The 12,520-nt window shown below is 57.3% G+C and carries 9 protein-coding genes; 4 read left to right on the top strand and 5 right to left on the bottom strand.

The features are described from left to right. Positions 1 to 89: 89 nt before the first annotated feature. Positions 90 to 806, top strand: a complete 717-nt coding sequence (locus RSSM_RS02675; protein ID WP_044300745.1) for a response regulator transcription factor — start codon at positions 90 to 92, stop codon at positions 804 to 806. Positions 807 to 837: 31 nt separating this feature from the next. Here the strand turns inward: RSSM_RS02675 and RSSM_RS02670 are convergent, their stop codons facing one another. Continuing rightward, a complete protein-coding gene (locus tag RSSM_RS02670; RefSeq protein WP_008674202.1) occupies positions 838 to 3,912 on the bottom strand; it encodes a VWA domain-containing protein in 3,075 nt (1,024 codons plus the stop codon). A gap of 65 nt (positions 3,913 to 3,977) precedes the next feature. Next, positions 3,978 to 5,543 carry a nucleoside permease gene (locus RSSM_RS02665; RefSeq protein ID WP_008674201.1) on the bottom strand — a complete coding sequence of 522 codons (1,566 nt, stop codon included), beginning with the start codon at positions 5,541 to 5,543 and terminating at the stop codon, positions 3,978 to 3,980. 261 nt (positions 5,544 to 5,804) lie between these two features. Between RSSM_RS02665 and RSSM_RS02660 the strand changes: the two genes are divergently transcribed. Further along, positions 5,805 to 6,593, top strand: a complete 789-nt coding sequence (locus tag RSSM_RS02660; protein ID WP_008674200.1) for an ATP-binding cassette domain-containing protein — start codon at positions 5,805 to 5,807, stop codon at positions 6,591 to 6,593. After that, positions 6,590 to 8,959 (top strand): ABC transporter permease subunit/CPBP intramembrane protease, encoded by a 2,370-nt coding sequence (locus RSSM_RS02655; RefSeq protein WP_008674198.1) that lies wholly within the window; start codon positions 6,590 to 6,592, stop codon positions 8,957 to 8,959. Before RSSM_RS02660 ends, RSSM_RS02655 begins: the two co-directional genes overlap by 4 nt. Here the strand turns inward: RSSM_RS02655 and RSSM_RS02650 are convergent. Beyond that, positions 8,907 to 9,926 (bottom strand): alpha/beta hydrolase, encoded by a 1,020-nt coding sequence (locus RSSM_RS02650; RefSeq protein WP_052335971.1) that lies wholly within the window; start codon positions 9,924 to 9,926, stop codon positions 8,907 to 8,909. The genes RSSM_RS02655 and RSSM_RS02650 overlap by 53 nt on opposite strands. A 106-nt stretch (positions 9,927 to 10,032) precedes the next feature. Between RSSM_RS02650 and RSSM_RS02645 the strand changes: the two genes are divergently transcribed. After that, positions 10,033 to 10,518 carry a hypothetical protein gene (locus RSSM_RS02645; RefSeq protein ID WP_008674197.1) on the top strand — a complete coding sequence of 162 codons (486 nt, stop codon included), beginning with the start codon at positions 10,033 to 10,035 and terminating at the stop codon, positions 10,516 to 10,518. Here the strand turns inward: RSSM_RS02645 and RSSM_RS02640 are convergent. Both RSSM_RS02640 and floA read right to left on the bottom strand, forming a co-directional pair. Beyond that, the gene (locus RSSM_RS02640) at positions 10,503 to 11,390 is read right to left on the bottom strand and encodes an alpha/beta hydrolase family protein (protein WP_008674196.1); all 888 of its coding nucleotides are present in this window, start codon (positions 11,388 to 11,390) and stop codon (positions 10,503 to 10,505) included. The genes RSSM_RS02645 and RSSM_RS02640 overlap by 16 nt on opposite strands. Continuing rightward, positions 11,387 to 12,364 carry a flotillin-like protein FloA gene (floA, locus tag RSSM_RS02635; RefSeq protein WP_044300754.1) on the bottom strand — a complete coding sequence of 326 codons (978 nt, stop codon included), beginning with the start codon at positions 12,362 to 12,364 and terminating at the stop codon, positions 11,387 to 11,389. Before floA ends, RSSM_RS02640 begins: the two co-directional genes overlap by 4 nt. Between the last annotated feature and the right edge of the window lie 156 nt (positions 12,365 to 12,520).

Raw genomic sequence — 12,520 nt, 5'->3', positions numbered from 1 at the left:
GGTTTGGGGGTGTTGAAAAAGTGTTCCGTGATGACGATGCTTTAAACACATGCGTTTGCTTCTCCTTTCTTTTTCATGCGGCGTGACTTGTGAGCTTTTCATCTGAATATCCAGACCCCTCCGAAGCATGTACCGCTGAAACAGTGGGGGCAAAATCGATTCTTCTCGTCGACGACACTGAGGTGTTACGAGAAAGATTGGCCATGGCGATGCGGAGCCGCGGTTTAGAAGTTCGAACGGCAGGGAATTTCGACGAGGCTGTGAGCGTCTTCACGCACGCGCCGACTGACTTGGCGGTGTTGGACCTGCGGATGCCGGGGCGCAGCGGGTTGGACTTGTTGCGGAAACTGCTGCAGATCAAACCCGATTGCCGAATCATTATGTTGTCGGGATTCGGCAGCATTCCGGCCTCGATCGATGCGGTTCGCGCCGGCGCGGTGAACTTTTTGAGCAAGCCAGCTGACGCGGACGATATTCTCTCGGCGTTTGTTCGTGGCGAAGAGCCTCTCGTGCCCGAAGGCGGATTGGCTTTCCCCGCACCCTCGCTCGCTCGAAACGAGTGGGAGCACATTCATCGCGTGCTCGCGGATTGCAACAACAACATCTCCGAAGCGGCACGCCGGTTGGGAATCCACCGTCGTTCCTTGCAACGAAAACTTCGCAAGCGGGCGCCGTTGGACCCGAAAATGCCCGGCGCCGACGAGATGTTTGAAGGTGAAGAGGGCTACGATCCTCCTGCCGATTCAGCAGATGCCGCGGACGCGGGAGATGCAGGCGACGTCACGGCGGATGACTCAGACGACTGAGTCCGAGTCGGAGGTTCGTTGCGAAAGACGGCTATTTCTTTCGAGCCCGTCGTTTGGCTTCGAGTAGCCGTTCGGTGTAGTTCGACGCATCGGTGTTCTGCTCCGGTGCGCCTGGTTTCGTGCCGGTATTCGTTTGCGAAGTCTTCGTCGGTATCTCGTCGCGAGGATCCGTGATCTTGCTCGTTGAATCCGACGGGACATCCGTCGGTTCGAAACGGGTAGATGATCGGCGGTTCGCACCCGCGGCACTGATCGCATCTTTCTGCTTTTTCAGTTGATCGAGACGGGCGACGGTCGCGAGTTCAGGCTGTCCTGTGCCGGTCCATTGATCCCACCAGGTTTTCAAGAAGCCGAAGTGGATTGCGACTCGCCGCACGAGAACGTCGGTGAAGAAAAGTCCGGCGGCAATGAGGACAAACCATGGCCATGCGTCTCGGATGCGACGAGCCAGCGGCAAGCCGCCCCGGAACGCATCGCTGGCGAGCAGTTCGTCGGTGATTTCTTCGCCGAGCGGTGAGGTGACCTCGCCGGGTTGGCCGTCTTGTGGTCGGAGTGACGCGAGCTGTGCCATCAGAGCTTGGTTGGATTGCCGGTAGCGGAACTCATCGCTGTACGGAACCGTCACCCCGGTGCTCAGTGGTGCGTTGCCCGATCCGGGCAACACGTTGACGAAGTAGGTTCCTGCTCGGTCGATCGGGAAGCTGCCTGAATAGCGACCCGGTGCGACCTGCTCCATTCGCAACGGGAGCGGTTCGAGTGACGGGTCGAGCACCGATCCGGCGACTTCGAGAAAATTGAGGAACTGATCGTCGTCGGTCAGGGCGGTCACGATGACGTCGACGCGGTCGTCTTTCACATTGGTCGCGAGCGAGAATTGGCCGGTGTCGCCGGTAGGCCGCATCAACCAACGGACGAGTTGGGAATGCAGTTTCTCGTAGCCCGGCCACTGTGCCCACTGAGAGGCCCATCGATTTCCGGCGTCCGTCGTCAATACTGCGGAGCGTCCGAGACCGTAATTCCACGTTGCCAAAACGGTTGCGTTTTCCGGAGTGTCGGGTTTGGGGGAACGCAGTACGACCTGCGCCAGCGGGCTGGATTTCGTCTGTGTCATGACGAATCCGCTGATCGGTGGGATTGCCGTGTCGATGCCGTCGAGGGCGACGTGGGGGAAGACAATTTCGGGGATCGCTCCCCCATTAGGTTCGAAAACCAACGGACGCGAAACGCGCCGAGCCTCACGCTGAAAGATCGCCGGCAGCGCACGTCCTGATTTCACCTCGTAGTATTTCCCTCCGGTTGATTGTGCGATTCTTCGCAGTTGCGTGCTGCCGGTGGTGCCGTGTGACTCGACCGCCACGGTGCTGACGGTGATGTTGTTGTCTTTGAATGCTTTGATAACGGTGCCCGAAGGAGGGCTCGGGTCGCCATCGCTAATGATGATGCAGTGTTTCATCGCCGCGCTCGTTCGTGCCAAACCGGCAACGGCCATCCGCATTGCGGGATCAAATTCCGGCATGTCTCCGGGCGTCATGCGACCGAGAGACGCCAGCATGGCTTTTCGGTTCGGGCCGACTTCGAGTAGGCCTTTTGAGCCACCCCACAACCATCGATCGCCGCTCGGGGACCAGTGCAACACGCCGGCGAGGTCCGACCCGCCGAGTTGTCTGATGGCGGCCTCGGCGATCTTCTTTTGCCAGTAGTTTCCTTGGGCCATTTCGCTGGCGTGCATGATCAGAGCGAGTGCGCCGACTGCGTTTACTTTCGCGTTGCGGATCTTAAAATCCACCGGCATCGCTTTCTCGATTTCGGTACCGGTCCATCCGCCGGCACCGAGTGCGTCGGGACCGCCGATCATCAACAGGCCCGCACCGAGTTGTTGTGTGTTGCGGACCAGCATCTCGATTTGATCGTCACTGAACGATGTGATCTTGTTGGTGCTATCGCTATCGACACGAGGGACGCCGCCGAGAATCACCGCGTCGTATGGTTGCAGTTCGGCGATCGAACCAAATAGTCGATCGGTCGACATGGGGGCGACCTCGATGTTCGCATCACGCAAAGCCGAGATCAGTAAATCAAAGTCGTCGAGTTTGCCGGGCGAGTGAATCAGCAGTATCCGCCCTTTGCCACGGACGTAGGTGTATCCGGTCGCGGAGTTGTTCTGCGTGAGGACGTCGTCGTCTTCGGATTCGGGAATGAACTCGGCTTGGTACGTGTAGGCTGCCGGTTGGTCGATGGTGTGACGCATCGGGAAAACGTTTTTGCCGGGAGCCAGCTCGATTGTTTGTTCGAGCAGCAGCGACTCTTCCCCCGCGACTTGCTGCTTGACTCTCAGGCGACCGCGGACCGTTCCGCTCGAGTCATCGTCGTCTGGAGCATCCGAAGCGCCTTCGGTGAGACTCTCGCCTTGTCGGTCGATAACGATTCTGGCTTCGAACGGTTGCCCTTTTCGGATGTTCGAGGGTAGGTCGATCTTCTCGACGAGAATCTCATCGCTGGCCTCGGTGACAACTGGCACGACGTCGATTCCGATCCCTGCATCGGTGACTCGGCTCGCCATCGCGCGAGCTTGGCCGATGTTCTCATTACCGTCGGTGATGATGACGATGCGTCGGGAGGTGTCCTCCGGCATCGAGGCTTGGGCGAGATTCAGTGCCGCTTCGAGGTTGGTCGCGTCGGTGCGTTCCAGGAGGCTCTCGAGTCGCCGCATCGGTGGGACATCATCGTCATACGGCGGGATTTCGATTGACGCATCGCGTCCGAAAACGATGAGACCGGCGCGGTCACCACGGGAATCGTTTCGGTGCTGTGAGACCGCCGCGATGACATAGTCCAACATGGCGGTGCGTTTCGCGACCGGAATGCTCTCGCTCTGGTCGAGCACGTACATCACCGTGATCCGGTCGTTGGTCCATACCAACTGAATCCCGGCGAGTGCCGCGACAATCCCTGCCCAAACGAGTGTTCTCGCAGTCAACGCGACCCACCGGCGTACTGGCCCGAGAACGCCTAGGTGTTGCCACCCCCAATACCAAATCAGAGGCAGCACGACGAGGCAGAGCAGATATTCGGGGGCCTCAAACCCAATACGCAGTGGCAATGACAAGGTGGTGCAGGAGGTAGGAGGGCGGAGTGGATGACGTTTAGTGTACCCGCTCGCCCGGCGGTGAGTTAGTTCACGTTATCGGACTCAGTTCCCGATCGATCCCAGAACGTAACCGCGAATAGCAAGAAGATCGCGGCCGCCATGATTGCCGGAGAGAGCCAAAAATCTTTCCACTGAGCCATCGTTTCCGCCAGGATGGCTGTGTCGAGCGATTCAGGGAGTTCGCGAGAGAACATCTTCGTGAACGTCTGCAGGAAAGATGACGAGGTCGTCTCCCCTCGGGCTTCCGACAATGCTTCGACGTACTGCGGTGCTGAGGTGACTTGGTTGCCGTAGGTGCCGAAGGTCAGATTCAGCGGAATGAATCCGAACAAGTTGCCGCCCGCCATGATGCGATAGCCAAAAAACATTCCTACCCCTTGGGTCAGGAAGACGAGCAACGCCTGAGCTTGACCGCGGATGGCTTTGGGGGCCTTCGCGTCGGTGTACATGAACCCCGTCACGAAGAAGAAGTCATAACAGATTCCGTGCAAAGCCACCGCGAGGAGCAGCATCCAGGTCGTTTGTTCGGCAGCACCAAATGCGAACAGAAGGTAGCGAACGAACCAACACGCCATTCCGACCAAGATCATGATCTTCACGCCGAGTCGGCGGAAGAAAAAAGGGATCAACAACATGAAGACAATTTCGGACATTTGTCCGATCGTCATCGTGGCCCCCGGTTCGGCGAACCCGGTTTGATTGAGATACGTTGCCGTCATTCCGTAGTAGTAAGCCAGTGGAATGCAAATCAATGTGGAGCAGATCGCAAAGACAAAGAAGTTCCAATTGGCCAGCAGTTTTAACGCATCAACCATCAACAACGATCGAACGTCCATCGGTTGACCACGAAGTGGCGGTGGTGTGTTGGGCAAGAAGAAACACAACACGCCCAGGCCCAGCGAGCTCGCCGCGCCGAGCCAGAAAATGTTGTACGACGCCGACCATCCCAAGATTCCGAGCGTCAAACCAGCAACGATCCAACCGATCGTTCCCCAAACGCGGATCTTCGGGAATTGATCTTGGCTGGGAATGTGCGTGAAGGCGATCGTGTTGCCGAGGCCGAGTGTTGGCATGTAGCACAACAGGTAGGCGAGGATCATCCATACAAGTGTTTTGCCCGCTGTGTTCTCCTCGGATTGGTACGCCAGGAACGCGGCGGCGTCGTAGGTTCCATTCGCTTTCATCTCATTTGCGGATTCGACCGCAAACAGGTACGCGGTGTCCGCGGTACCAGGAATCAAAAGCATGATTGCTCCGCCGATCAGCATCAGCGTCCCCATCACCTTCTCCGATGAGAAGAATCGGTCCGCAACGAGGCCGAGAAACAACGGAGCAAAGATCGCTGCGATCGGAGCGGACTCGTAGGCTCCTCCGATGAAAGCGCCGAGAAGGTGTGTGTCCATCGCCGCCGAGAGGGTCGCAAACCAGGATCCCCACGCAAAGAACTGCAGGAACATCATCGCCGAAAGCAAAACCACGATGGTCTTTGGTTGCAACGAAGTAAGGGGGGCGGTCGCCGCGTTGGAAGGCGTTTGTGGCGATTCGGTGGTTGGGCTAGAACCATCGTTGGAGGAGGGTGTGTCTGACATCAGTAAGGCTGGTTGGTAGGACGTGAAATCGACCGGCGGGGCTGCGAGTATAGCACCCTTTGACGCCGTCTGGCATTCGATCGGGAGGTGTTCATTCGGCGCAACTGTTACAACCGGATTCCCGCCCCAATTCATATCGGAACAGGGCGCAGGTCCGAGCAACAAAATATTTACTGTCACTGATTTCGGCTTACGGTTGCTCAGGGCGTACTCCGTTCGCCACCGTATCTGTCCGCCGATTCGTGATCACAGCCGGCTTCTATGATTCAAGTTCAGCACCTTTCGAAAACATATGAGGACCTTCGTCGAGGAAGGTTCCGAGCCGTCGATCGAGTCAGTTTTACGGTTCAACCGGGAGAGATTTTTGGCTTGTTAGGGCCTAACGGTGCGGGAAAGACCACTGTGCTGCGAATCCTCTCAACGGTGCTCCGGCCCACGTCGGGGATCGCGACAATTGACGGTTACGACGTCGCTCACGAACCAGCCGAGGTTCGCCGAAGAATCGGTTTTGTGAGCAATAACACCGCGATCTACGACCGTATGACGGCGTGGGAGATGGTGGAATATTTCGGGCGGTTGCACGGCATGAGCAAGACGATACTCGAATCGCGGCTCGAAAAATTGTTCGAACAGTTGCGAATGAACGAGTTCCGTGACGTCCCCGGCGGAAAAATGTCGACGGGCATGCGTCAGAAAGTTTCGATCGCCCGCGCGTTGGTGCATGACCCGCCCGTGTTGATTTTTGACGAAGCGACGCTCGGTTTGGATGTTCTCGTCGCACGCAACCTGTTGGGTGTGATTCGCGAACTGAGAGAGGCGGGCAAATGCCTGATCTTTTCCACTCACATCATGAGCGAAGTCGAAAGACTCTGCGACCGAATCGCCATCATGCACCAGGGAAGAATTCTCGACTCAGGGACACTCGACGAATTGACCCAGCGGCATCAAGAAACCGATTTCGAAGAACTCTTTTTCTCCCTGCTCAGTTCGCATGAAAATGCGGTGCAAACAACTGAAGATTACGCGTTGGAGATGGGGGTAGTACAATGAGTCTTTCGTCCAAACAAAAACGACGAGCGGCGATGCGGGCCGGGCGCCCACGTTTGGGAGCCATTACCCTGATCTACGCTCGCGAAATGCGAGACCAACTTCGCGACCGACGGACATTGTTCACGATCGCCGTGTTGCCGATGTTGTTGTATCCGTTGGTTGGGATGTTGTTGCTGCAGATCGCGCAGTTCACCCGTCAACATACTATTTCGGTATGTGTGATCGGTGTCGAGCACGTGACCGAAGATGCACAGGTGCCGGGCGCCGACGGATTGGTTTCTCCTCTATTGGTCGTGACCGATGAAGAGGATCCCGATTTGGATGGATCGCGGGTACACCCACTCGGTGTCAGTGAGACGACGCCATACCGGTTTCCCGAGACTCTCTGGGATTCCGAGTCGACGATTGATGTTTTTGCATACCGTGCCTCGGAACTGGCGCGTTCCGGTGACCTCGCCGAACGAGCTCAGCAATGGGTGCGAGATCAGGTGTTCGACTGTGTTGTCTGTGTGAATCAACCACTGGGTGTGAACGCCGGTGACCTCTCGGTGGAGGAACTCGAGGCTCAGGCTGCGTCGGTTGGTGTTTACTACAACGTCGCGTCGGATCAGTCGATGGTCGCGAAAGATCGCACCGTTTCGATCTTGAATCGTTGGCGTGGGACTTGGGTGCGTAGCCGACTCGCCGATGCGGGCGTCGAATTGTCGGTGCTCGACCCGTTCAAAATTGAAGATTGTGACATCGCACCCGAACGCACGCGAGAAGCCGCGTTTTGGTCGAAACTGCTGCCCTTCATCATGCTCGTTTGGGCGATGACAGGGGCATTTTATCCTGCGATCGATTTGGTCGCCGGTGAGAAAGAACGCGGTACGTTGGAGACGTTGCTGTGCAGCCCCGCACTGCGAGAAGAAATCGTGTGGGGCAAGTTAGGAGCCGTCATGACGTTCAGCATGATGACGGCGATCTTGAACGCAGCGTCGATGTTGGTGACCAGTTCGTTCGTGTTCAATCAGATCGGCGTTGGCCCTGGTGGGACATCAATGGGCGCTCCGCCGCTGATTCCAATGTTGTGGTTGTTGGTCGCGTTGGTGCCGCTGTCGGCCCTGTTTAGTGCCCTGGCACTCGCCGTGGCCGCGATGGCTCGCAGCAGCAAAGAGGGGCAGTATTACTTGATGCCGTTGATGATGGTGACTCTGCCGTTGGTGTTGTTGCCGATGCTGCCCGGGACAACATTGAACCTGGGAACGAGCTTGATTCCGGTCACGGGTATGTTCCTGTTGGTACGTAGTTTGGTCGAGGGTCAGCATTTCGAAGCAATCGCGTTTTTACCAATGGTTGCCGTCGTGACTTCGATTTGCTTGTACATGGCGACTCGTTGGGCGAAACGCCAATTTGAATCCGAGTCCGTACTCTTTGGCGATGGCGACCAGTGGGAACTCGGTGCGTGGATGCGTCACCTGTGGCGTGATCGACAACGGGCCGCTACGCCGACGATTGCGTTCGGTTGTGGTGCCGTGATCTTGGTTGCGTTGTTTTTCGGAAAACTCGCCGTCACGGAAATGCCGGACACGTTCGGTGGTATCGCGAAATTGGTATTCCTGCCGCAGTTCGGTTTGATCCTGGCACCGACGCTCTTGATGGCGACGATGATGACGACGTCGTTGAAAACGAGTTTGCGTCTCAACGCCGTTAACTGGCGAGTGTGGTCATTGGTTTGCGTGCTCGCGTTTATGTTGCACCCCATCTACATGCAACTCGCAGGTTTCATCGGTGAAATGTACCCGCTGAGTCCTCAGGCTCTCGAGGCGATGCGACCGTTCGGCGAGCACATTGCGTCGGCACCGTGGTTATCGGTGATCTTGCTGATGGCGGTTGTGCCTGCGATCTGTGAAGAACTCGCGTTCCGCGGATTCATCTTTGGCGGGTTGGTGCGAAACAATAGCCCAGTGCGTGCGATTCTCGTGACCGCGTTCATGTTCGGAATTTCACACGGCGTTTTGCAACAATCGATCTCGGCAACCTTCATGGGTGTGCTGCTCGGTTGGGTCGCGCTTCGCACCGGCAGCGTGCTGCCTGGGATCCTGATTCACTTTGGCAACAATGCGTTGTCGGTGTCACTCAATCGGATCGCGGACCTGAAGATTCCAGGGCTGCAGAATTTGATTACGGTCGATGCCGTCAGTCAGGCTCCGCAGTACCATCCGATTTGGACCGGATGTGCGTTGTTTGTTTCGGTCGCCTGTCTGATCGCGTTGTATCGGATCACAGCCGATCTCGATGCGATGGAGAACAACGACGTCCTCGCCGACCGACTCATTTCGGATCAACCGGTTCGGGATCCGTCGTTGAAACAGTACGCGTCGTAGCGAACTCGGATTCGAGGCGTTGGAGTTCCGCCAAAGCCTCTTTCAAGGTAGCGTCGGAGATCCTGTCGTTGTGATACATGTCAGGAACTTCGATCCATGATTTGTGTGGTGTCCGGAGCGAATCGAATAGCTGTTTGCCGTTTTTCATGGGAACGATTCGGTCAGGCGTCCCGTGGATCTGGACGACGCAACCTTCAAAGTCAGCAAGACGCGATGCGGTGTCAAATCGGTTTCGCATCAGCAATTGCACCGGTAGCCATACGAATCGATCGGCACCGACACTGACTGTGCTGTCAAAGGTGCGATCAAGGATCAGCGAATCGGGCGGTGTGCCCTCTTTCTGAAGCAACTCCACGAGTCCTCCGGCGATTCCGCCACCGAGAGAACGCGAGTAGATGGTGACTTGTTTTTGAGGTGTGTTTGTGATCGTCGATAGTTTTTTAAGTGCGGAGTACGCGTCGGCGATGCAGGTCGTTTCGGTCGGTGTGAAGTCTTCCCCTTGAAAGCCGCGGTACTCGGCGGTCAGCACGGTCGCATTCATGAGTTCCGAAAGTCGCAAGGTCCAGTGGTCCATTTCAGCGGCACGAATTTCGTTGCCGTGCAGAAATAGGATGACTCGCTCGGCGTCGTCGCGAACGATCAGCCTGCCTTCGAGGTTCATTTCGTCTTCGGCGAGGTAGTCGAGCGTCACGATCCGGTTGGTGATCGGATCCGATGTGCTGAAATGAGGGCCATCGAATTCAGGTGTCGCGGCGAGATACGCACCCGGGAAGACGAGACGCGTTTCCATCATCACCATGCCGACACAGATCAGCACGTAGGCGATTGCGACGGAGAGGCCGATCCGGCGAAAGCTCTGCCATAGTTTTATGGCCGCTCCCGGGGCCGTTTGGACCGATGGTGCGGTTTCTGCAGGCGTGGCGTCGGGCATCGCGGTTACTTTGCTCGGTTGAGAATGCCGCCGCATCCATGTCGACGGAAAGTGAGTGGTAAGTTTGAACGATTCAATGTATCCGAAACGTTCTGTGTTTTAACCTGTCTGTTGGCAAAGCACGCCGCCGCAAAAGTTAACTATGTTTGTACGCCGCCGTTTTGACTCGCTGCATTCCCAGGCCGAATCGATTTCTGCGATCACTCGTGGACGCATTATCATGCGGGCCGGCAAGCTCGCGGCGATCGAGCAGCATTGGGTGCGGAGTCCGGTGTCGGTGGCTCAGATTTGGTGGGAGTCCAACCATGGGCGTCTCCGCGGAGATGAGTGCTTGTTGGACTATCACGTCCCTCGAGGCCTGTCGGCTTTTATCACGCTCGATTACATCCGCAGCGGTTCGGAGACGAGGTACAAAACATTCATCGGTGCGTGTCATGTTCTCAACGAGATCGCCAGGCTGCGTCACTGCAGCGCGATCGTCGCTCACGTGACAAACGTTCGGATCAGCGACCGGTTGTTGGAGCGTCTGGGGTGGCAGCGGCACCTCGAGCACTGGAGAGGACGCCACTACATCCGTCGTTTCTACGACGGCTATCCGACGTTCCCGAGTCGTTACTGCGAAGCGTAGCGTTTCAGGAAATTGGCGGTTAGTTCCGCGACGTAGTCTGCATCGCGGACGTCGTCAGTTAACAAATGATCTGCACCGGAGAGTGTGATCAGGCTACACCCAGGCAATCCTTGTTCGTCTTCGATCAAGCCCGCAATTCGTAGGGCGTGATCGTACCCGAGCGTTTGGTCGACCGGGGAGTGAAACGCGAGCACACGCGCTCGGACGCGATTGAGGTGGTCGGGTAATTGGTGAGAGCGGAAGTCGTCTAGCATCTGACGGGTGATGGTCCATGTCCGACCACCAATGACAACATCACCTTGATCGCTCTCACTGAGTTTCGGGTTGAGACGAGTCAGCAGCGCGGCGAGATGTTGCGTGTCGCTCGGTGCGGCGATGCTGACGACGGCGGAGATCTGGTCTCGGAGTGTTGCCGAGAGAGTGTGCTGCACGCGGCCGGGCATTCCGGCGGCAACGGCGAGTGATGCGGCACCGCCGAAGCTGTGTCCGATGAGTGCCGTGACCGGGCCGATCGATTCGTTGGCGAACTCGATCGCGGAAGTCAGGTCGGATAGGTTTGTTGAGAAGTTGGTTTGGGAGAATTCTCCGTCGCTGCCGCCGAGTCCCGTCATGTCGAACCGCAGAACGGCGATTCCTGTTTCGGCCAAAAACCGGGAGATTCGCGTGATCGCTTTGAGATCTTTGCTGCAAGTGAAGCAGTGACTGAAGACGGCAACCGGGACCGCCGTCGATTCCAGGCTCGGCGCGTTGTCGGCCGGTCGAACGGGCCGGTCGATAATTCCGGCTAGCGCGATGCCTTGCGAGTTTTCAAATCGGACTCGGTAGGAACGACGTTCGAACCGATTGGTGTGTGACGATTGGGCGTCGCTCACGTCGATTGATCCATGGGCAGTGTCGATCCGGTTGATCCGATGCGTCCAGCTTGGAACGCTTCCGCCATGGCTTTGGGAACCTCGGCTTCGGCCAAGACAAGTCGCGAACGGTTTTCAGATACTCGGGCTTTCATCTGTTGTTCTTGGGCGATGGCCTCCGCTCGGCGACGTTCGGCTTGGGCTCTCGCCACGCGAGTATCGGCTTCGGCTTGATCGCTCTGCAGACGTGCACCGATGTTTTCGCCAACGTCGATGTCTGCGATGTCGATGGAAACGATTTCAAACGCGGTCTGCGCGTCGAGGGCACGCGACAGGACGACTCGCGTGATCATGTCTGGGTTTTCCAGCACGTGGAAATGCGTTTCGGCTGAACCGATCGAACTGATGATGGCTTCGCCGACGCGTGCGATGACGGTGTCTTCGGTTGCCCCGCCAATCAACTGTTCGATGTTGGTACGGACGGTCACACGTGCTCGTACACGCAGTTCGATCCCGTTTTTCGTGATGGCACTGAGTGTTGTCTTGCCACTGCGTTTGGGATCGGGGCAATCGATCACTTTGGGGTACACACTCGTTTGTACGGCGTCGAGCACGTCACGTCCGGCGAGGTCGATCGCGGCGGCCTGATCAAAGTCCAACGGAATCTGAGCACGGTGTGCGGCGATGATCGCGTGGATCACGTTCATCACGTTCCCGCCGGCGAGATAGTGGGCTTCCAGGCGATGCGTGCTGATCCCATCCTTGCGGCTGATGTTCAGTTTGGCTTGGGCGGCCATGACTTTCGCCTGCACGATCACGTTCGGATTGACTTTCGTGAAGTGCATCCGGATCAGGTTGGCGAGCTTCACGTCGGCTTCCGACATGAACGCTTGGAACCACAGTTTGCCGTACTGAATCAGGAAGAATCCCAGTACCGCGACGAACACCAACGCGACGAGGATCCCGACGATCACAGCGATGCCATACATCCCCATCGGTTCTTCGCCCGCAGCCAGGATGGCCCACGATGAAGGTGTGAGGGATTGGGAGGGGACGACGGCGAAGATACCGGTGGGCTGGAAGATACCGGTGGACTGGTCGAGAGCGGATAACATGAAGGTAGATCTGCCGGAAGGAGATTTGTGGTGCGG

It is taken from the genome of Aporhodopirellula sallentina SM41 (assembly GCF_000346505.1).
GTDB lineage: Bacteria > Planctomycetota > Planctomycetia > Pirellulales > Pirellulaceae > Rhodopirellula > Rhodopirellula sallentina.
This window is presented reverse-complemented; position numbering and strand designations above follow the sequence as displayed.